Below are 20,821 nucleotides of genomic sequence, written 5' to 3' on the forward strand. Positions count from 1 at the left end.
CTCGCCCCGCTTGCGGGGAGAGGTCAGATTGCATCGAAGATGCAATCTGGGTGAGGGGGACTCTCCACGAGTCCAACTCTCACCTTCCCTGTGGAGGCTCCCCCTCACCCCAACCCTCTCCCCGCAAGCGGGGCGAGGGAGAAGCCCACCTCACGCCTCGATATCCAGCGCGCAGTCGAAATTCGGCGCCGAATGCGTCAGCGCTCCGGCTGAGGCGTAGTCGACGCCGGTCGCCGCGATGGCTGCGATCGAGTCCAGGGTGACGCCGCCGGATGCCTCCAGCTCGAGGCGTCCCTCGTTGATCCCAACGGCTTCGCGCAGCGTCGCAATGTCCATATTGTCGAGCAGCACGGCGTCGGCAAGGCCGGTGTCCAGTACCTCGCGCAACTGCGAAAACGTGTCGACCTCGATCTCGATCTTGACGAGGTGGCCGGCATGGGCGCGGGCGCGCGCCAGCACGGGGCGGATGCCGCCGGCGGCCGCGATGTGGTTGTCCTTGATCAGGATCGCGTCGTCGAGCCCGAAACGGTGATTGAAGCCGCCGCCGCAGCGTACCGCGTATTTCTCCAACGCGCGCAGCCCGGGCGTGGTCTTTCGCGTGCAGCAGATCCGCATCCGGGTGCCCTCGGTGCGCGCAACATAGTCCGCCGTGAGCGTCGCAACGCCCGACAGGCGGCCGACGAAATTCAGCGCGGTCCGCTCCGCCGTGAGGATGGCGCGTGCCGGCCCGGAGATCGTCAGCACCTGCTGTCCGCGGGCGACGCGCGCGGCGTCACGAACATGTGCGCGTATCTCGATCCCGGGCGAAAGCTTTTGCAAGGTGGCGACCGCCAGCGGCAAGCCGGCGATCACGCCGGATTGCCGTGCGACCAGGATAGCTTGCGCCTTCGTTGTCTCGGGTATCGTCGCAAGCGAGGTGATGTCGCCGGCGCGGCCGAGATCCTCATCGAGCGCGCGCAGCACGGCCTCGTCGATCGCGAGGGGGGAGAGGAAGGCGTCGGGATAGAGGAGGGAGGTCGGGGTGATCATGGCAGACTCCATCAGGCGATCAGGGGTTGCGCGGTGCGCGGTGTCGGGCGTTCGCTCAGGCTGTCCGCGATCTCGCGTGCCGCCGTGAGCATGGTCATGGTGCGTTGTGCGAGTGCGGGAACGTCCGCGGCATGGTCGGTGCGGAAATGCGCCCCGCGGCTCTCGCACCGGTTCCAGGCCGACGCCGCCACGAGCAGGGCTGCCGTGGCCATGTTGCTGACCGCGATGCTCGTGGCCTCGCGTTCGAGCGCGGCGAAGCTGCGAACTGCGTCCGCAAGCCCGTCACCATCGCGGATCACGCCGACATAAGTGCTCATCAGCATCCGCAGCCGCTTCACGGCCGCAGCATCCGGCGCGCCGCCCCGTGGCGTCACCACGTCGGCAAGGCGGGCGGGCGAGGGAATCGCGCGGCCGGCGATGTCGTCGGCGATGCGCGCGGCGTAAACCACGGCCTCCAGCAGCGAATTCGACGCCAGCCGGTTCGCGCCGTGCGCGCCGGTGGACGACACTTCGCCGCCGGCCCAGAGCCCGTCGATCGAGCTGCGGCCGCGATCGTCCACCGCGATGCCGCCCATGTGATAGTGCGCCGCCGGGGCGATCGGGATGGCCTGCGTGGCGGGGTCGATGCCGGCGGCGATGCAGCTTGCATGAACGGTCGGGAATTTGTCGGCAAAACGTCCGCCCAGCGCCTGCTGCGCATCGAGGAAGGCGCCGCGCCCGGCCGCGATCTCCGCGAACACGCCGCGAGCCACGATGTCGCGCGGTGCGAGCTCGGCGAGCGGATGGCGCGCGGCCATGAAGCGCTCGCCATGGCAGTTGATCAGCGTCGCGCGTTCGCCGCGTAGCGCTTCCGTGGCGAGCGGCACGGGATCACGGCCGACCATGATTGAGGTCGGGTGAAACTGCACGAACTCGGGATCCGCGATGACCGCGCCTGCGCGTGCGGCGATCGCGAGGCCGGATCCGCTCGCCTCGCGCGGATTGGTGGTGACGGCATAGAGATGGCCGATGCCGCCCGTGGCGAGCACCACGGTGCGCGCGGCGAGCAGGACCGGCCGTGCGGCGAAATTTCCGGCTTCGCGCAATTGAAGGCCGGTGACGGCGCCGTCGTCGGTCAGCAGTGCTTCGGCGACGAAACCTTCGATCAGTCGAATTGACGGTGTGCGCCGCACGGCGTCGCTCAGCGCCGCAATGATGGCGGCGCCCGCGCCATCGCCACGCACATGCACGATACGCCGCGCTGAATGTGCGGCCTCGCGCCCGACTGCGAGCCTGCCTTCGAGATCGCGGTCGAACGGCACGCCATAGGCGAGCAGATCGTGAATCCGCGGCGCGGCCTCGCGCGCGATCCCGAGTGCAACAGCTTCGTCGACGATGCCGCCGCCAACGGCAACCGTGTCCGCGGCGTGCGCTTCCGGCGTATCGCCTTCGGCCATTGCCGCGGCGATGCCGCCTTGCGCCCATGCGGACGATGCGCCCTGTCCGAGCGGCGCGGCCGAGATCAATGTCACGGGCCGCGGCGCGAGCTTCAATGCGCAAAAGAGTCCGGCGAGGCCGCCGCCGACGATGACGACATCGTCGGTGCGGGGGAGGGTGTTGATGTTGTTTGTTGTCATAGCTTTCTCCAAGCTCTCCACCGTCGTCCCGGCGAAGGCCGGGACCCATACTCCGCAGCAGGAGTTGTTTGATTGAGCTGCTCGACGTCGTTCTTCGCGCCGACATCTTCGCGCGGTTATGGGTCCCGGCCTTCGCCGGGACGACCGCTGTGTGTGTCGCTAGTTCTTCAGATTGATCATCCGCTCGACCGAGCGCCTTGCACGTTCCGCAAGTGCGGCATCGATCGTCACTTCCTCGCGAAGCGTCAGCAGGCTCTCCAGAATGTTGGCAAGCGTGATGCGTTTCATGTGCGGGCAGATGTTGCAGGGGCGCAGCATCTCCACATCGGGCAGCTCGGCGCGCACATTGTCGGCCATCGAGCATTCCGTGATCATCACCAGCCGACGCGGCCGCCGCTCGCGCACCCAGTTGATCATGTGCGCGGTCGAGCCGGTGAAGTCGGCCTCGGCCAGCACGTCCGGCGGGCATTCGGGATGAGCGATGATCTGTACGGAGGGGTCGGCCTCGCGATAGCTGCGCAGCTCGGCACCAGTGAAGCGCTCGTGCACCTCGCAGGCGCCCTTCCAGGCAATGATCTTCACGTAGGTCTTCGAGGCCACGTAAGTGGCGAGATAGCGGTCGGGCAGGAAGATCACGCTGGGTGCGCCGAGGCTCTCGACCACTTGGACAGCGTTCGACGAGGTGCAGCAGATATCGACCTCGGCCTTCACCTCCGCGGAGGTGTTGACATAGGCTACGACAGGCACGCCGGGAAATCTGTCGCGGAGCAGGCGAACGTCGGCGCCGGTGATGCTGGCGGCGAGCGAGCAGCCGGCGCGCGTATCAGGGATCAGCACCGTCTTGTCCGGATTGAGCAGTTTCGACGTCTCCGCCATGAAGTGAACGCCGCACTGGACGATGATGCCGGCCCTCACCCTGGTGGCTTCGACCGCGAGCTGGAGCGAATCACCGCCGATGTCGGCGACGCAGTGGAAGATCTCCGGCGCCTGGTAATTGTGCGCGAGGATCACCGCGTTCCGCGCCTGCTTCAGCTCGTTGATCGCCTTGATCGTCGGGGCCATCAGCGGCCATTCGATCGGCGGGATGACGTGTTTCACGCGCTCGTAAAGCGGTGCGGTGGCTCGCTCGACCTCCGGCGTCCATTCCAGCGAAGGCATCGGCAGCGGAGGTCCGGTTCGCGCCTGCTCGCCCCGTGCCGGGGCGAAGACGTGGCCCTGCGGCCGGTTGGCAAAGTCGTCGGGGCCGTAAATTCCAGTTAGCGGCATCCAAGCCTCCCGTGCATGTCATTTATACTCATTCTGAGCATATACAGAGCCTGAGAAATCCGGCCGACAGGCCGGGGACCTTCAATATGCTCGTTATGAGCAAATAGAAGCTAACATGCAGCGCGGCAGGCCGCCAGATCTCGCCGCACACATTTCCGTCAGGTCGGTCCCCTCGGCGCGTCGGCTGAGCGCGCGAGGAAATGCAATGCTCCCGCGTCAGCTCTTCGCGGAATGCAATCGCTTTTGACTTGGGGTTTTCATGCAGATGCATTAAACGAGCTGGCTCGCGGCTGCCATTTGCGAATCCGCGACCACGCACGAGGAACAGCATGTCGACACAGATGAGCGAGCTCGGTTCGGTTTCCCGTTCCTCCTCCTGGCGCACGCCGTCGATCATCATTCTCTGCGGCTGCGCGATCGGGATGCTCGGCTTCGGCCCGCGCTCGGCGCTGGGCTTCTTCGTGCAGCCGATGAGCCATGAATATGCCTGGGGCCGCGACGTGTTCGGCCTCGCGATCGCGTTTCAGAATTTGCTGTGGGGACTGGGCCAGCCCGTCGCCGGCGCCGTCGCCGATCGCTTCGGCCTGTTCCGGGTGATGTGCGTCGGCGCTCTGCTCTATGCCGGGGGCTTGCTCCTGATGCGCTATTCCTCGACGCCGCTGTCGCTCAACATCGGCGCTGGCGTCATGGTCGGCTTCGGTCTCGCCGGCTGCTCGTTCAATCTGGTCCTGTCGGCATTTACCAAGCTCTTGCCGGCCGAGAAGCGCGGCCTTGCGCTCGGCGCAGGCACTGCGGCGGGATCGTTCGGGCAGTTCCTGTTCGCGCCGATCGGTGTGGCCCTGATCGACAATTTCGGCTGGCAACAGGCGCTCACCGTGTTCGGCTTCCTGATGTTACTGATCATCCCGCTGTCGCTGGCGCTCTCGACGCCGCCGGTCGCAAGCACGGCAAGCGCGGCGCCTGCGGACCAGCAGACCTTCACCAAAGCGCTCGCGGAAGCCTTCGGCCATCGCTCCTACGTGTTACTTGTCCTCGGCTTCTTCACCTGCGGCTTCCAGCTTGCCTTCATCACGGTGCATCTGCCGGCCTTCCTGGTCGATAGCGGCATCTCCACGCAAATCGGTGGCTGGGTGATCGCCGCGATCGGCCTGTTCAACATCATGGGATCGTTGAGCGTCGGCTATCTCCAGAACAGTCTGCCCAAGCGCTACATCCTCTCGACCATCTATTTCACCCGCGCGCTTGCGACGCTTGCCTTCATCTCATTCCCGATCACGCCGTTCTCCGCGATTGCGTTCGGCGCTGCCTCCGGCCTGACCTGGCTGTCGACGGTGCCGCCGACCTCAGCGCTGGTTGCGATCATGTTCGGCACGCGCTGGTTCGCCACCCTCTATGGCTTCGCCTTCGTCAGCCATCAGGTCGGCGGCTTCCTCGGCGTCTGGCTCGGCGGCATTGTGTTCGAGCGGTTCGGTTCCTACACGCCGATCTGGTGGCTCTCGATCCTGTTCGGCGTGCTCTCGGCGCTGATCAATCTTCCGATCGTGGAGAAACCGGTCCAGCGGGCGGTTGCGCAGCCTGCCTGATCGGCTAAACATCCCCTGAAACAAGTCAGGGAGTTTTGGTGTGGCGACGTTCAAGGCGATCCGGATCGACAAGGCGGACAAGGGCACCACCGCGCAGTTCACGCAGTTCGACGAAGCTGAGCTGATGGAGGGCGACGTCACCGTCCGCGTGGAATGGTCGACGTTGAACTACAAGGACGGCCTTGCGCTCACCGGCAAGGCGCCGGTGGTGCGCCGCTTCCCGATGATTGCCGGCATCGATTTCGCCGGCACCGTCGAGCAGTCTTCCCATCCGCAATGGACGGCGGGCGACAAGGTCGTCTGCACCGGCTGGGGCATGGGGGAGACCCATCTCGGGGCCTATGCCGAGAAGGCGCGGGTGAAAGGCGACTGGCTGGTCGCTCTTCCGCAGGGCCTGTCGGCGCGCGACGCCATGGCGATCGGCACCGCCGGCTTCACCGCGATGCTGTCCGTGCTGGCGCTGGAGAAGCACGGAGTGTCGCCGAACAGCGGTCCGGTCGTGGTGACGGGCGCGGCGGGCGGCGTCGGCTCGGTTGCGACCGCCGTGCTCTCGAAGCTCGGCTATCACGTCATCGCGTCCACCGGCCGTGCGTCCGAAGCCGACTACCTGAAAGAGATCGGCGCCACCGAGGTGATCGACCGCAATGAATTGTCGGCGGCCGCCAAGCCCATCGCCAAGGAGCGCTGGGCGGGTGGCGTCGACAGCGTCGGCTCCACCACGCTCGCAAATCTGCTGTCGATGACGAAGTACGGCGGCGCGATCGCGGCCTGCGGCTTGGCCGGCGGCATGGACCTGCCGTCTTCCGTCGCACCCTTTATTTTGCGCGCGGTGTGCCTTCTCGGCATCGATTCCGTGATGTGCCCGATCGAGCCGCGGAAGGTCGCCTGGCAGCGCCTGGCCTCCGATCTGGATCGGACGAAACTAGCTGAAATTACTCACGAAATTTCGCTTTCCGACGTTCCGGAGTGGGGCGCGAAAATCCTGGCCGGCCAGGTCCGCGGTCGCACCGTGGTAAAAATTGTCTAATGGCGTTCAGACTTTACCAACCATGCTGCTTCAATGTCGCCATGGTTAGTATGGTAAGCAGCGGGTAAAGAGATAAGGCATAGCCCGCTGCGGGGTTGGTTCGGAGTTGAGCATGCTTGCGCGTATTGTGTTGGGGGCGGTCACGGCGGTAGCGACGTTTGCGCCGGCCATTGCTGGAAGCATGAACGCCGATGAGGCGCGCCGCTTCGTCGCCGGGAAGGTGTTTGCTTTCACCTGCTTTGACGGCACCCGGGGCGCGGGCCGTATCATGGACGATCTCGGCGCCGCCGGCGCCGTGCAGTTCTCGGGTGCAGGTCCGGTGAAACATCTACGCCTGCCCGGCAACACGCTTCAGATCCGCGGCCAGAACGTCTGCGCCTCGATCAAGGGCATTCCGTTCGAGCCCTGTTTCAACCTTGAAAAGACCGACGATCGCAGTTTCCGCGGCTCGGTGTCGGGGATGGGCTTCGCCTATTGCGACTTCCATCACCAGGGCGGCAACCAGATGCTGATGGCGCGTGCCGTCGCGCGGCCGCGCTCGCTGCGCACCTCGGAACACACGGGTTCGGTCGGCGCGGCCAACACCGAAGTCGCCGCGCGTGTCGAGACCCCGCGCGTCGAGAGTAGCCGGCTCGAGCCGGTGAAGCCGCAAGCCAAGTCGGAGCCCGCCAAGGACGACGCTCCGCTGGAGCTTCGTCGCTCCACCCAGTGAATTGGTGCGCGGGACAGTCCGCGCACTTTGTCGTTGAGAGCTGCCGTCAAGCACGAAGCCGCCGCGCCGTAGTCATACGGACGGTGGCTTTCATGCGTTGGTAGCTGTTCGCGCCCCAGTTTGCGTACGGCCGGGGGGGGCGCGGCCCGATAAAAGGGTTCAACGATGTCGCTGTACTTCTTCCGTATCAGCACGGGCCGCTATTCCGGTGCTGCCGACCAGCCATATGAGTTCGAGGATCGCGCTGCGGCCTGGACCGAGATGACCGAAGTCTGCGCCAATCTGCTCGGCGGCATCTCGCGCAGCCTGAAGCCGAACGCCGAATGGCGCATGGAGCTGCTCGACGAGAACAAGGAGCCGGTGTTCCGGATCAGCCTGATCGGCGAGAGTCAGAAGGCCCTTGGTCGCACTGGCTAGAAGTCGGGCATCCTACCGCCGCGTGTGGTTAACCTGTTAAGCGCGCGGACCGTGCCGTTTTCAGGGGATTTTCCGGTAAGTCCGGTATTTGTCCGGGGGCGATCGTTAACCGGATCACCACACCTGAAGCTCAGTTTTTAGGCAAGGGCGATCAACGCCGAGGGCGGCCGACAATGACTTGGCCGCGTAATCCCCGGGAAACGCGCCCATGTCGAAACTCATCCAGAATCTGCAAATCGGTACCAAGCTCGCGCTCGCTTCGGCGTTCGGCGTTATTCTCGTCGGCGCGATGATCGCGAGCCAGGTCATCGGCAACAACACCGTGCGTCATTCCAACCAAGCAGCGATTGCGCAGCAGGAATTGGTCCGCGAGGCCACCGAAGCCAAGCTTGGGATACGCGGCATGCAGCTCGCTGTACGAGACATGCGTCTCGCCAACAATCAGGGCGACTTGCAAAAGGCGAGCGAGCTTCTGCTGGAGCGGTCGAAAGCGCTGAACGGCGTCGTCGATTCCATGCTCAGATTGACGCACTCCGCGGAAAATCGCGCGCGGATGGAGAAGGTCAAGTCTACGTCCGCCGATTACCTGAAAGGCGCGCAGCAGAACGCCTCTGTTCGCAGCGAGGCCATTGCCGTGGCGGCTACGGACCCCGCCCGCGCTGCCAAGATTTCCGAGGAAGGCGCGCGCCATGTCCGTGAGGTGACGCTGCCGCTCGCCACCCAGCTGGATAATTTGACCAGCGAGATTGCCGATTTCGCCAAGCACAAAGGCGAGGAAGAAATCGCGGCCGCGGCACAGGAGATGGCCGCGAGCGAGCGTCTCGGCATGATGGTCGGCGCGTGCGCCGTGCTCGTTCTCATGGGCTCGTGGCTGATGTCCTTCCTGACCATCGCGCGGCCGATCCGCGCGCTCACGGTTGCCATGGACAAGCTCGCTGGTGGTGACTTCTCTGTTGTCCTGCCGGGTCTCGGCCGCAAGGACGAGGTCGGCGGCGTCGCTGCGGCTGTCGAGAAATTCAAGGTCGTGTCGGAGCAGAAGGCGCGCGGGGAAGCGGAAGCCAAGATGCGGCAGGACCAGGTGGCGGCCGAGCAGCGCAAGGCCGATATGCGTAGGCTTGCCGACAGTTTCGAAGGCGCCGTCGGCGAGATCGTCGATACCGTCTCCTCGGCCGCGACGGAGCTCGAGGCTTCGGCCTCGACGTTGACCTCGACGGCGGAGCGGGCACAGGAACTGACGATAGTTGTGGCTGCGGCTTCCGAGGAGGCGTCGACCAACGTGCAGTCGGTTGCCTCCGCGACCGAAGAGCTGTCGTCCTCGATCACCGAGATCAGCCGCCAGGTGCAGGAATCGGCGCGGGTCGCGAGCGAAGCGGTGACCCAGGCCCGAACCACGACCGACCGTGTCGGCGAATTGTCCAAGGCGGCGGCTCGCATTGGTGACGTGGTAGAGCTGATCAACACCATTGCCGGTCAGACCAACCTGCTGGCGCTCAATGCCACCATCGAGGCGGCACGCGCCGGGGAGGCCGGTCGCGGCTTTGCCGTGGTGGCTTCCGAAGTGAAGGCGCTCGCGGAGCAGACCGCGAAGGCGACCGGCGAGATCGGCCAGCAGATTTCCGGCATTCAGGCCGCGACGCAGGACTCGGTCAGCGCGATCAGCGCCATCAGCAACACCATCGAAAAGCTCTCCGAGATATCGTCCACGATCGCCGCGGCCGTCGAGGAGCAGGGCGCGGCGACGCAGGAGATCTCGCGCAACGTGCAGCAAGCGGCGGAAGGTACCCATCAAGTGTCGTCCAACATCACCGACGTGCAGCGCGGCGCGGGCGAAACTGGATCGGCATCCTCGCAGGTGCTGGCAGCGGCACAGTCGCTGTCGGGCGACAGCAACCGCCTCAAGCTCGAGGTCGGAAAATTCCTGGACACCGTGCGCGCCGCCTAAGAACCTCGTTCCAGACAGTTCGGGAGACGCCCTGCCTCCTTTGGCGGGGCGTTTTTGCATCCTGATCGTCGCCGCGAATGTCTCGCGCATGCCTTGGCGAACGTCGGCTGCAAAAGCAAACAGCGGCGACCTCAAGCTGAAATTTACAACTTTCTCGCGAAATTATTTCTTCCATTTCAACTATTTGGGCTGAAATCTCAGTATTTCTCCGAGCCCTCCCGTTAACCAGAATGCGAAACCCCAGGGATTAGATTCTCCTGCAAGGACGATCAACGTCCATGCAGCCGGCAAGGACTTGGCTGCGTGTTTCCTGTGGGGGAAACGTACCATGTTGAGCCCTGCTCATCATCAGCAGGCCCGAGCTCAGGCCGCCAGCGCGTGGAGTCGACTCGGGCATGTTCGGATCGGCACGATCTTGCCGATCATCATCTCTGCCCTGGTCTTGCTGGGGTTGGCCTCGGCCGGATTCATCGCCTATGAGGCCATCCTCAAGCGGCGAGAGTCCGACGCATTCCTGAAGGTCAATGCAGTTGCCCATCTGCTGTTGCGCAGCGCAGGACATTGGGCGATTGAACGCGGGCTGACCAACGCCGTGCTAAAGTCTCCTGATGTCGTCAGCGCCGAGCGCCGTGCCGAGATCGCAAAGGCGCGCGCGACGGCCGACGAGGCCTTTCGCCAAGCCATCCTCGATATCAGCGCGATTCCCGAAATGACGGCGGGGCAAAGACAGATTGCGGACGCCGCGGCGAAATTCGAGGCGCTGCGTCTCTTGCGTGAGAAGGCCGACGCGGCAATGTCGCGCCCGCGCGTCCAACGTGAGCCTGACCTCGTAGATGGCTTCGTTCCAACGATTACGGAGGTGATCGACGTCGCGAGCAACCGCTTGCGGCTGACGCTCGAGACGCTCACCAGCCCGCCCGTGGCAAGGCTGGCGCAGCTCATCGGCTTGCGACATCTGACAGCTCAGATGGCCGAGAATGCCGGACGGGAGCGGGCCCTGCTGGCTGGGGTCGTCGGTGCGCGCGCGAAGTTCGGGATGGAGGGCTATGAGCGCCTCTCGGCGCTGCGGGCCAAGGTCGAACTCGCATGGGACACGGTATTGCCGGTGCGGCTGCGCTCCGACCTCGCCGTGCAGATCGGCGAGGCGATGACGGAGGTCGAAAAATCCTATTTTGGAGCCTACGGTGAAACGCGGGCGCTTGTGCTCGCCGGTGGCGAGGGCGGGGACTACAAGATCACCGGACCCGAGTACTTCACGCGGGCCACTGCCGGCATCAACGCGGTGCTGAAGCTCGGTGAAGCCATCGGCGCGGCCGCTGACCGCGAAGCCACGATGCAGGCAGAAGGCAGCACTCGTAGTTTCGCTTTCACGGTCGTGTTGCTCTGCGCCTCGGTGATGCTCGCTGGCCTCAGCTTCTGGATCACCTTTGGCCGGATCATCAAGCCGCTTTCAGCCATTTCGGCAGCGATGGGTGGGCTCGCCAATGGCGACTTCACGACGGTCGTGCCAGGCACCCGCCGAGGTGACGAAGTCGGCGAGATGGCCCGGACCGTTGAAGTCTTCAAGCAGAACGGCCTCGAAGTCGAACGCATGCGTGGCGATCACGCTGCGGCCGAGAGGCAGGCAGCCGAGCAGCGCAAGGCGGAGATGCGGAAGCTGGCCGACGGCTTCGAAGCCGCGATCGGGGAGATCGTCGATACCGTGTCCTCGGCAGCGACCGAGCTGGAAGCGTCGGCCTCGACGCTCACATCGACCGCGGAGCGTGGGCAGCAGCTCACGACCATGGTTGCTGCGGCCTCCGAGGAGGCGTCCACCAACGTGCAAGCGGTGGCGTCCGCGACCGAGGAGCTGTCGTCCTCTATCACCGAGATCAGCAGGCAGGTGCAGGAATCAGCGCGCGTGGCCAACGAAGCTGTCGGCCAGGCGCGTGTCACCACCGAGCGTGTCGGCGAATTGTCCAGGGCGGCGACGCGGATCGGCGACGTGGTCGAGCTGATCAACACCATCGCGGGTCAGACCAATCTCCTGGCGCTCAACGCGACCATCGAGGCCGCGCGCGCCGGCGAAGCCGGTCGCGGCTTTGCGGTCGTCGCCTCCGAGGTCAAGGCACTCGCCGAACAGACCGCGAAGGCCACCGGCGAGATCGGGCAGCAGATCGCCAGCATCCAGACCGCGACCGAGCATTCGGTCGGCGCAATCAAGGACATCAGCGGCACTATCGAGAAGCTCTCGGAGATTTCCTCCACCATCGCGGCTGCCGTGGAAGAGCAGGGCGCGGCGACGCAGGAGATCTCCCGCAACGTGCAGCAGGCGGCGGAAGGCACCCACCAGGTGTCGGCCAACATCACCGACGTGCAGCGCGGGGCGAACGAGACCGGCTCGGCATCGTCGCAGGTGCTGGCGGCGGCGCAGTCGCTGTCGGGCGACAGCAACCGCCTCAAGCTCGAGGTCGGCAACTTCCTCGATACCGTGCGCGCGGCATGACGCGGCCGCCGTCACCAATCATCGATCGACTGCAACCGCCGCGCGAAGACGCGCGGTGGTTCGCATGCGTTCGCAGTTGGATGCCGCGGCGCGATGAGCCGCACGGTTAACCTTCCGGAAAACCGATGCAGTCATGATCTCCGCAATATTCCGGGTGCCGAGTCGCCCTCCTTGTATTGCGTATCGATTTTATTGGAGCACATCCCATGAGTGGCCCTTCCATTCGCCTCACCCATAAGGTCATGGCGATCGGACTGTTCGGATTGTTGGGTCTCGTCGCCTTCGGCGCGATCTATGAGATCGGCAGTCTCTCCCAGGACGCCTCCCGCGACGTTGCCAACCGGGCTCGTGCGATTGCGGATCTCGACAAGCAGCTCTCGATCGAGATGCTGGAGGCGCGCCGCAACGAGAAGAATTTTCAGCAGCGCCGCAACGAGAGCTACGCCAAGGCCCACGCGGAGTTGATCGGGCCGATCAACCGCGATTTCGAAGAGATAGAGCGTCTGATGGCGGCCGGCGGCATGACCGCGCTGTCCGACCGGATGAAGCAGGCCCAGGACGACTTCAAGCGATACGCCTCGGACTTCGGCAAATTGGTGGCCGCGGAGACCCGGCTCGGCCTGAACGAGACGCTGGGCCTGTCCGGCTCGCTCCGCGCCGCGGTGCACGACATCGAAGCCAAGCTCAAGGAGATCGACGATCCCAGGAGCACGAGCTGGATGCTGATGATGCGGCGGCACGAGAAGGACTTCATGCTGCGGCGCGACCAAAAATACACTGTCGAGATGAAGAAGGCCGCAGCCGAATTCTCCAAGGCGATCGAGGTCGTCGCAGTCCCTACGGCCGTGATGAATGACATCACGGCCAAGCTGCAGAAGTACCAGTCCGAGTTCGCGGCCTGGGTGGAGACCGCGCAGCAAACTGCGGCCCTCGACGCCAGTATGATGAAAACATTCCGTGGGTTGGAACCGGGCATGATCGAGGTGCGCAACACAGTCGAAGACCTCTACAGGAAGGCCGAAGCTGCAGAGGCCGCGACCCGCGATTCCGTGCGTCTGTGGATGGCCGTCGCCTTTGGCGTCACCGTCGTCGTCCTCGCCGCGGTTGGCTTCCTTCTGGGGCGCTCGATTTCGAAGGCGCTTGCCGGCATGGTCGGGGCGATGACGCGGCTTGCGCGCGGCGAGCTTTCGATTTCCGTTCCCGGCATCGGGCGCAGGGACGAGATCGGCGAGATGGCCGGTGCCGTCGAGGTGTTCAGGACAAATATGGCGGAAGCCGAGCGGCTGCGCACCGAGCAGATCGAAGCCGAGGCGCGCGGGCGCCAGCAGCGCAAGGCCGACATGCACCGGCTCGCCGATAATTTCGAAGGCGCCGTCGGCGAGATCATCGAAACTGTTTCGTCGGCGGCAACCGAGCTGGAGGCGTCCTCGAACACGCTGACGCAGACCGCAGAGCGCGGCAACGGGCTTGCCACCGTCGTGGCGGCGGCCTCCGAAGAGGCCTCCGCGAACGTGCAGTCGGTGTCTTCAGCGAGCGAGGAAATGACCTCCTCGATCTCCGAGATCAGCCGTCAGGTGCAGGAATCGGCGCGTGTCGCCGATGTCGCCGTCGAGCAGGCCCAGCGCACCAATGCGCGGGTCGCCGAGCTGACCAAGGCCGCTTCCCGCATTGGCGACGTGGTCGAGCTGATCAACACCATCGCCAGCCAGACCAATCTGCTGGCGCTCAACGCGACGATCGAAGCGGCGCGGGCGGGCGAAGCCGGCAAGGGTTTTGCCGTGGTCGCGACCGAAGTGAAGGCGCTCGCCGAGCAGACCGCGAAAGCGACCGGCGAGATCAGCCAGCACATCGGTGCGATCCAAAACGCAACGCAAGACTCAGCCGGTGCGATCAAGGAGATCGGCGACACCATCGCGCGAATGTCGGAGATCTCGTCGACCATCGCCGCCGCGGTCGAGGAGCAAGGCGCGGCCACGCAGGAGATCTCCCGCAACATCCAGCACGCCGCGAATGGCACCTCCGAAGTCTCGGCGAATATCGGCCACGTCCAGCGCGGCGCAGGCGAAACCGGGGCTGCCTCGGCGCAGGTGCATTCGGCAGCACAATCGCTCTCGCAGGAGAGCCACCGGCTGAAGAGCGAGGTCGCGCGCTTCCTGGAATCGGTACGGGCGGCGTGACAGCCGCCGCGTCGGTCGCATGTTGCGGTGCAAGCGGGCAGGGTGCGCGTGGCAGCATGAGGTGGCCGTGAGCTGCAACAGATGGTTGCATGAGAAATCACGACTGTCGGAAGTGTCCCGTAATTTTACGTAGGTCCCTGTTAACGCCTGCTTGCGACTATGTGTGCAATCTCACGGGATAAGAACCAGCCAGCATTGTTGAACTGACATCCGTCTCGCCACCGTCGTGGCGATCACGGCGCAAGTGATTTGCGCGTTGTCAGGTAACATCGGGATTTGTCGTGATGTCGAAATTGTCGATCGTCTTCAAGCTTCTGGCCGTGCTGTCGGTCCTCGTCCTTTCGCTCGCCGGTGTCGGCGTGACGGCGATCGGCACCATGCAGAACATCAATTCCCATACGGTCGAGATTGCGGAGAGCTGGCTGCCCAGCGTGCGCGCGCTCGGCTCGCTTCGCGCCGACATCAACGAGCTGCGCGTCGCGCTCCGTCTGCATCTGATGCAGGACACCATCGAGGGCAAGGACGCCGCCGAGAAGCGCTTGGCCTCGCTGCGCGCGCGCATCGACCAGACCCGCAAGGTCTACGAGCCGCTGATCACCTCCGCCGAGGAGCGCTCGCTCTACGGGCAATGGAGCGCGGCATGGGCCGAGTATCTGAACGGCGTGCAGGACGTGATGGCGCTGTCGCGCAAGGGCGTTGGGCGTTTCCCGGCCGACGCCAACGAGCTGTTGCAGACCAAGGTCGCGAAGATGGCCCAGGCCGCCGACCCGCTGCTTCAGAAGGGCATCGAGATGAACAATCGCGGCGCCGAGCTGGAGACCAAGCAGGCCGCCGACAGCTACGCCATGATCTTCCGCGTGCTGGTCGGCATCATCGTGCTCTCGGTCGTGATCGCGATCGGCGCCGCCTACTATCTCGTGCGCGACGTTTCTCGTGGCATTGCCTCGATCATCCGCCCGATGCAGTCGCTCGGCGAGGGCGACCTTTCGGCCGAGGTGCCGCATCGCGGCGAGAAGACCGAGATCGGCTCGATGGCGGATGCGCTGCAGATATTCAAAGAGGCGCTGATTGCCAAGAAGGCCGCCGACGAGGCCGCTGCGCGCGACGCCGAAGCCAAGATCGAACGCGGCCGCCGCGTCGATGCCATCACCCGCAAGTTCGAAGCCATGATCGGCGAGGTGGTCGGGACCGTCTCCTCGGCCTCGACCGAGCTCGAGGCCTCCGCCTCGACGCTGACCAACACCGCGCAGCGCGGACAGGAACTCGCGACCGTCGTCGCAGCCGCCTCCGAGGAAGCCTCGACCAACGTCCAGGCGGTGGCATCGGCTTCGGAGGAGCTGTCGTCCTCCATCACCGAGATCAGCCGCCGCGTGCAGGATTCGGCGCGGATGGCGGCGGAGGCCGTCGAGCAGGCGAGCCGGACCAACGACCGCGTCAACGCGCTGTCGCAGGCGGCGTCCCGCATCGGCGACGTCGTCGAGCTCATCAACACCATCGCAGGCCAGACCAATCTGCTGGCGCTGAACGCGACCATCGAGGCCGCGCGTGCCGGTGAAGCGGGCCGCGGCTTCGCGGTCGTCGCCTCCGAGGTCAAGGCGCTGGCGGAGCAGACCGCGAAAGCGACCGGTGAGATCGGGGCGCAGGTCTCGGGCATCCAGGCAGCGACGCAGGAATCGGTCAGTGCCATCCAGGAGATCGGCGGCACCATCGAGCGGCTGTCCGAGGTGGCTGCGGCCATCGCCGCCGCCGTCGAGGAGCAGGGCGCGGCCACGCAGGAAATCTCGCGTAACGTGCAGCAGGCCTCGGTCGGCACGCAGGAAGTCTCCTCGAACATCACCAACGTGCAGCGCGGCGCGATCGAGACCGGCGAGGCTTCCACCGAGGTGCTGTCGGCGGCGAAATCGCTGGCGACGGACAGCACCCGTCTCAAGGTCGAGGTCGCGCACTTCCTGGAATCGGTTCGTGCGGCCTGATCCTCACATGCTCGTCTGCGGAGCCGGCGGCGGTGCGACCTGCCGCCGGAACAGGATACGCTGGTAGAGCCAGCCGATCGCGACCAGCACGATGCCGAGGCACATGAACGACAGCGCGCGGTAGACGCCCGTCAGCGTCGACATGTCGATGACGAAGGCCTTCAGGATCGTCAACGCGATCACGACGGCCGACGCCAGCCGCGCCCGCTCGGAATTGACGAGAATGCCGACGCCGAGCAGCACCACGCCGAAGCCGAGCCAGCCGATCGAATAGGTATATTGCTCGGCGCCCGTCGTCGCCCCGGCGGAGAGGATCGGGCCGTGATAGAAGCGGCGGATCTCCAGCGTGACATAGGTCAGCGCGAACAGCAGTGCACCCCCTGCAATCGTGTTGGCGTAGGCCTTGCCGCGTTCGCCAGCCACGGCATAGGACAGCAGCAGCATCAGCACCGCCGGCAGCGCGTAGCCGAGCAGCAGCAGGTTGAACACGGCGCCGCCGACGTCGGTGCGCCACAGCAGCGGGTTCTCCAGGATCAGGAGGCCGAACACGCCGACGAGCCCGGCGATCACCGTGAGCACGACCGCGCCAACATCGTGCACGACGCTGCGGCTGCGCAGCCGCAGGCGCTCCAGCCCGATCGCCATCGCGAGCATCACGCAGACCTGCAGCGCGCATTCGAGCAGCGACGGTGCGTCCGTCATGCCGCCGCCGGTCGCAAAATGGCGGATCTCCATGAAGGCGAGCAGCGCGGTGAACAGGATCGCGGCGCTCTCGACCATGCGCAGCGGCGCGTCGTCGGCGCGGCGGCGCAGGAACAGGCTCGCCGCCCAGAACGATGCCGCCGGCAGGCCGTAGCCCCACAACAGCCAGTTGAAGATCGGCGTGGTTCCGACGGCGTCGCCGACGATGCGCGGATCATAGCCGATCCGAGCGGTGACGAGGCCTGCGAAGATCGCGGCCAGCCAGCGCAGGAACGGGATCGGCCGCTGCATCGAGATCCAGGCGGTGCCGAGCGACATCAGCGCCAGTGCGATCGTGAGCCAGCCCTTCTCCAGCGCAAATGTCAGCGCCAGCGCCAGCGCACCGAGCGTGCCGGTCGCGAACAAGGCCGTGGAGATCATGGCGCCCGGCCGGGTCTCGCGGCGCGCAAGCGCCTCGGTGGCAGCGCCGAAGGCGGCGGCGAGCAGCACCGCGAGGATGGCGAAGGGGATCGAGCGGTCGAGATGCGCGATGCGTGCGTAGAGCGCGACCAGGATCGCGATCGGCGTCGCGACACCCGCGACCGACCACACCACCGGAATGATCGCCGAGTTCGAACGTCCCTGCGCGAGGAAGCCCGCGATGCCGAAGCCGGCGGCGAAGATCGCCGCCATCACCAGATGCAGCGTCACCGCGTTATCGATCGCCGTCGGTGCGATGCCGGCGAGGGGGCCGCCCGGCAGCACCAGCATGTCGGGATTGGCGCGCACCGCCCATTCGGCGAATACGACGAAGACGGTTGCGGCGGCTGCGCCGAGCGCGCCGGTGGCCGCCGGCGCGCGCCAGGCGACAAGCAGCGTCGCGCCGACGAGCAGCGTGAAGGCGATCAGCGCCAGGTCCGCGTGCGCGCTCGACAGCACGATCAGCATCGCGCCGAACAGATAGGCACCGAGCGAGCCCGACGAGACCGGCTCGATCTCACCGTCCTCGATCGTCGGGCCGAACATGAAGCCGCAGACGACGAGAAGAGCGGCAAGAACGAAGCCTGCGATCACATGGAAAGCGTGCGGCGCGACCTGCAAGTCGCTGGTATCGAGACCCGGAAAGATCCAGAGCAGGGCGAAGGCGATCGTGGTGACCGCAAGCCAGCGCCACAACCGGATACGGGCGAGGCTGAAGCTCGCGGCGGTGACGATGGCGAGATAGATGTAGAGCGCCCAATAGTCCGGCTTGCCGCTGGAGACGAGGAGCGGCGTCACGAACGCGCCGACCACGCCGAGGCCCGCGAGCGCGGGCCCGTGCAAGAGCGCCGCAGCCAGCGTGCCGAGCGCGACGAGGCCGAGCAGCACGAAGGCGGTCGCGGGCATGAGGAAGCCATAGAGCGCGTATGCCGCGTAGATGGTCGCAAACGCCACCGCCGTGCCGGCCGCGGTGAGGATCGCGGGAATGTTGGCGATCGGCAGCGCGGCGATGGTGGAGATGCTCTCCTTGCGCCGCGACCATTCGCCGGCGCCAAGCAGCGCAAGCGCGAATACGCCGCCAAGGAACACGCGCACGCCGGGGCCGACGAGGCCGGCCTCGATCGAATAGCGCACCATGAAGAAGCCGCCGAGCGCGAGCGCCAAGCCGCCGATCCAGACCACCCAACGCGTGCCGAGCCGTTCCTCGAAGCCGGGCGCGGGGGCGGGCAGCGGGGGCGGCGCGTTGGCCTCGGTGCTCGCTTCGAGCGGAAGCGGTGAAGCATCCTCGGTGACGATCGGGGGCGGCGCGTCGGCTGCCGCTTCGGCTTGGGGCACAAGCGGCGGCGGCGCTGCGGAAGTCGTCGCGGACGCTTCAGCCCACACATCTGCCGGGATCCGCGGCGGCTGCACGGGCCGTTGCGCGTGGAATGTCGCTTCGAGCGAGCTCAGCCGTCGTCGCAGCTCAGCCGTCTGGCTGGAGGCCTTGATCGCGATGATGAAAGCGATGACCGCAATGATCAGCGCGAAGACGTCGAACGGGCCGTCAGACATAAAGCCTCCAGGCAATCGGCGGGCAGGGGCCGATCGCGCATATCTCGGGTTAGCGCCGGGAGCGTACGCGCAAGCCCGGCGCGGGCCGCTCCTGGAGCACGTCGCGACGGAAGCGGTAGAGCGCCGCCGGACGTCCGCCCGTCTGTGTCGACATCACCCCGGTCGGTTCGACCAGGGCTTCCATTTCGACCAGGCGGCGGAAATTTTGTTTGTGCAGGTGTCGGCCGGAGATCGCCTCCACCGTATACTGCAATTCGGTAAGTGTGAACTCGGCGGGCAAAAGTTCAAAGACCACAGGACGATACTTCAGTTTGGCACGCAGTCGCGCGATCGCTGTCGCAAGAATCCGGCGGTGGTCGAAGCGCATGGATGTGCCGAGCGCGGACAGGGCCTTGCGCGCTAATGCCGCAGGGCGGCCGTCGCGCCGCGCTTCCTCGACCAGCCCAGCCTCGTACAGGAGCTCGTAGCGGTCGAGCACGCGCTCCTCGTCCCATGATGCGCCGTCGAGACCGAAATAGAACCGCACCCGATCCCTCCGCGGCAATGCGCGCGTCGTCTCCGGCGTCTCCCCTTCGGCCCACTCGGTCAATGCCGGAATGATATTGTCCGCGATGATCGCGGGCGGGCCCTCGCGCCAGTCCTCCCAAGGCAGGAAGCGATACCACGGCGCGAAGCTCGCACTCGTGGCTGCCAGTTCGCCGCCGATGGCGCGCGTTAGTGCGAGATAGCCGATCGACACCATGTGCGCGCCGGTGTCGCCGGCCTCGGCATGCCGGCCGCGATCGCCGAACGTGTAGAGCTGTTCGACATAGCCGAGCCGCAGGCCCGTCTGTTCCTCGACCCAGGCCCGCAGGCCGATCTCGAAAGTGCGATGGCTCGGCGCATCGAACGGGCCGAACGGCAGGCCCGCCAGTCCGTCACTGTCGCGCGCGGTGAGGATCAGCGGCTCGTGATTCTCGATCGCGACGATCGCGGCAGTCAGGCCGATCTCGATCGGCGTCAGCAGCTTTTCGCTCATGCGGATGAGATCGCGTGAGTGATCACATACGTATTCCAGTTGATTGAGCCGGTCTCGCCGCGGGCTCGCTGTAACCTCTCCCGCTTGCGGGAGAGGTCGGCGCGCAGCGCCGGGTGAGGGCTTTCTCCTCTAGGGGACTGTCCCGATGCGGAGATACCCTCTCCCCACCCCTCTCCCGCAGCCGGGAGAGGGAGCGCAGTCCCGTTGGGGCTGCTATCCGACTCTCTTCTCATTCGAGCTCGATCACGAAGGGGCGGCCCTCGACCATCATCGCGCCCGGGCCCATCTCGTCGAGCGCGCGCAGCATGCGGCCGTTGCGCCCCAGGGCACGGTCGGCAAGGCCGACGATGCGGCGGTTCGGCGAGGCGATCGGGGAAGCCGCGCGGATCTTCTTCGCGATCTCGGTTTCGTCGCGATCCGGATTGAGTGCACACACGGCGGCGAAGGCGCTCGCGGTGGAGCGGCTGATGCCGGCATAGCAATGCACCACCAGCGGCGCATCGCGGTCCCAGCTGCGCACGAAGTTCAGCACCTGCTCGATATGCGCTTCCGATGGCGCGACGAAGCCGTCCATCTCCTCGGTGATGTCGTCCATCGACACCTTGAGATGGTTGGCCGGCAGTACCGACACCGGCCGCGCCACCTGCTCGACATTGGCCATCACGGTCAGCACGTGGCTGGCCTTGGTAAGGCGGACGGTTTCGGGAAGTGCGGCGAGGGAGCAGACGTGGATCATGGCGGACCTTTTTCCGCAGATTATAGCGAGCGTTGGCGGGGTGGGCAAAGCGAAGCGTACCCACCACTTTCGTCTCATTGCGCAAAATCAGTGGGGGCGGCGCAAGGGCCCAATTGCCCGCCCTGCAG

At 65.7% G+C, this 20,821-nt stretch carries 14 protein-coding genes; 8 read left to right on the forward strand and 6 right to left on the reverse strand.

Translation table 11 applies throughout. The annotated features are described in order from the left end of the window. Window positions 1-150: 150 nt before the first annotated feature. The 3 genes from nadC to nadA form a co-directional block, all read right to left on the reverse strand. On the reverse strand, window positions 151-1,029 hold the full coding sequence (nadC, locus tag AC0L3S_RS10335; RefSeq protein WP_473278968.1) for a carboxylating nicotinate-nucleotide diphosphorylase: 879 nt from the start codon (window positions 1,027-1,029) through the stop codon (window positions 151-153). An 11-nt stretch (window positions 1,030-1,040) separates the two neighbouring features. Next, on the reverse strand, window positions 1,041-2,645 hold the full coding sequence (locus AC0L3S_RS10340) for an L-aspartate oxidase (RefSeq protein ID WP_473278970.1): 1,605 nt from the start codon (window positions 2,643-2,645) through the stop codon (window positions 1,041-1,043). Between the two features lie 159 nt (window positions 2,646-2,804). Further along, window positions 2,805-3,911, reverse strand: coding sequence for a quinolinate synthase NadA (gene nadA, locus AC0L3S_RS10345; protein ID WP_473278971.1), 1,107 nt, complete (start codon window positions 3,909-3,911; stop codon window positions 2,805-2,807). Between the two features lie 329 nt (window positions 3,912-4,240). Between nadA and AC0L3S_RS10350 the strand changes: the two genes are divergently transcribed. The 8 genes from AC0L3S_RS10350 to AC0L3S_RS10385 all read left to right on the forward strand — a co-directional run bounded on the left by AC0L3S_RS10350 (window position 4,241) and on the right by AC0L3S_RS10385 (window position 16,227). Further along, window positions 4,241-5,494 carry an MFS transporter gene (locus AC0L3S_RS10350; protein ID WP_473278972.1) on the forward strand — a complete coding sequence of 418 codons (1,254 nt, stop codon included), beginning with the start codon at window positions 4,241-4,243 and terminating at the stop codon, window positions 5,492-5,494. A 40-nt stretch (window positions 5,495-5,534) separates the two neighbouring features. Beyond that, complete coding sequence (gene acuI / locus AC0L3S_RS10355) at window positions 5,535-6,521, forward strand: acrylyl-CoA reductase (NADPH) (RefSeq protein ID WP_473265907.1); 987 nt, start codon at window positions 5,535-5,537, stop codon at window positions 6,519-6,521. A 112-nt stretch (window positions 6,522-6,633) separates the two neighbouring features. Beyond that, a complete protein-coding gene (locus AC0L3S_RS10360) occupies window positions 6,634-7,233 on the forward strand; it encodes a hypothetical protein (protein WP_473265908.1) in 600 nt (199 codons plus the stop codon). Between the two features lie 165 nt (window positions 7,234-7,398). Further along, a complete protein-coding gene (locus AC0L3S_RS10365) occupies window positions 7,399-7,650 on the forward strand; it encodes a DUF6894 family protein (protein WP_473265909.1) in 252 nt (83 codons plus the stop codon). Window positions 7,651-7,858: 208 nt separating this feature from the next. Next, window positions 7,859-9,592 carry a methyl-accepting chemotaxis protein gene (locus AC0L3S_RS10370; protein WP_473278973.1) on the forward strand — a complete coding sequence of 578 codons (1,734 nt, stop codon included), beginning with the start codon at window positions 7,859-7,861 and terminating at the stop codon, window positions 9,590-9,592. A gap of 328 nt (window positions 9,593-9,920) precedes the next feature. Further along, window positions 9,921-12,077: a methyl-accepting chemotaxis protein gene (locus tag AC0L3S_RS10375; RefSeq protein WP_473278974.1), complete on the forward strand. Its 2,157-nt coding sequence runs from the start codon at window positions 9,921-9,923 to the stop codon at window positions 12,075-12,077. Between the two features lie 206 nt (window positions 12,078-12,283). Continuing rightward, window positions 12,284-14,254, forward strand: a complete 1,971-nt coding sequence (locus tag AC0L3S_RS10380) for a methyl-accepting chemotaxis protein (RefSeq protein WP_473278975.1) — start codon at window positions 12,284-12,286, stop codon at window positions 14,252-14,254. Between the two features lie 284 nt (window positions 14,255-14,538). Beyond that, window positions 14,539-16,227, forward strand: a complete 1,689-nt coding sequence (locus tag AC0L3S_RS10385; protein WP_473278976.1) for a methyl-accepting chemotaxis protein — start codon at window positions 14,539-14,541, stop codon at window positions 16,225-16,227. Window positions 16,228-16,230: 3 nt separating this feature from the next. Here the strand turns inward: AC0L3S_RS10385 and AC0L3S_RS10390 are convergent, their stop codons facing one another. From AC0L3S_RS10390 to AC0L3S_RS10400, 3 genes are all read right to left on the reverse strand, one after another. Then, window positions 16,231-18,939, reverse strand: a complete 2,709-nt coding sequence (locus tag AC0L3S_RS10390) for a DUF2339 domain-containing protein (RefSeq protein WP_473278977.1) — start codon at window positions 18,937-18,939, stop codon at window positions 16,231-16,233. A gap of 49 nt (window positions 18,940-18,988) precedes the next feature. Beyond that, window positions 18,989-19,957: an NUDIX hydrolase gene (locus AC0L3S_RS10395; protein WP_473278978.1), complete on the reverse strand. Its 969-nt coding sequence runs from the start codon at window positions 19,955-19,957 to the stop codon at window positions 18,989-18,991. A 229-nt stretch (window positions 19,958-20,186) separates the two neighbouring features. After that, window positions 20,187-20,693: a tyrosine phosphatase family protein gene (locus AC0L3S_RS10400; RefSeq protein WP_473265916.1), complete on the reverse strand. Its 507-nt coding sequence runs from the start codon at window positions 20,691-20,693 to the stop codon at window positions 20,187-20,189. Between the last annotated feature and the right edge of the window lie 128 nt (window positions 20,694-20,821).

Source organism: Bradyrhizobium sp. Ken01 (genome assembly GCF_055807355.1).

Coding starts and splice junctions, on each gene's coding strand:
- nadC (WP_473278968.1), bottom strand. CDS start 1,029: ATGATCACCCCGACCTCCCTCCTCTATCCCGACGCCTTCCTCTCCCCC.
- AC0L3S_RS10340 (WP_473278970.1), bottom strand. CDS start 2,645: ATGACAACAAACAACATCAACACCCTCCCCCGCACCGACGATGTCGTC.
- nadA (WP_473278971.1), bottom strand. CDS start 3,911: ATGCCGCTAACTGGAATTTACGGCCCCGACGACTTTGCCAACCGGCCG.
- AC0L3S_RS10350 (WP_473278972.1), top strand. CDS start 4,241: ATGTCGACACAGATGAGCGAGCTCGGTTCGGTTTCCCGTTCCTCCTCC.
- AC0L3S_RS10360 (WP_473265908.1), top strand. CDS start 6,634: ATGCTTGCGCGTATTGTGTTGGGGGCGGTCACGGCGGTAGCGACGTTT.
- AC0L3S_RS10365 (WP_473265909.1), top strand. CDS start 7,399: ATGTCGCTGTACTTCTTCCGTATCAGCACGGGCCGCTATTCCGGTGCT.
- AC0L3S_RS10370 (WP_473278973.1), top strand. CDS start 7,859: ATGTCGAAACTCATCCAGAATCTGCAAATCGGTACCAAGCTCGCGCTC.
- AC0L3S_RS10375 (WP_473278974.1), top strand. CDS start 9,921: ATGTTGAGCCCTGCTCATCATCAGCAGGCCCGAGCTCAGGCCGCCAGC.
- AC0L3S_RS10380 (WP_473278975.1), top strand. CDS start 12,284: ATGAGTGGCCCTTCCATTCGCCTCACCCATAAGGTCATGGCGATCGGA.
- AC0L3S_RS10385 (WP_473278976.1), top strand. CDS start 14,539: ATGTCGAAATTGTCGATCGTCTTCAAGCTTCTGGCCGTGCTGTCGGTC.
- AC0L3S_RS10390 (WP_473278977.1), bottom strand. CDS start 18,939: ATGTCTGACGGCCCGTTCGACGTCTTCGCGCTGATCATTGCGGTCATC.
- AC0L3S_RS10395 (WP_473278978.1), bottom strand. CDS start 19,957: ATGAGCGAAAAGCTGCTGACGCCGATCGAGATCGGCCTGACTGCCGCG.
- AC0L3S_RS10400 (WP_473265916.1), bottom strand. CDS start 20,693: ATGATCCACGTCTGCTCCCTCGCCGCACTTCCCGAAACCGTCCGCCTT.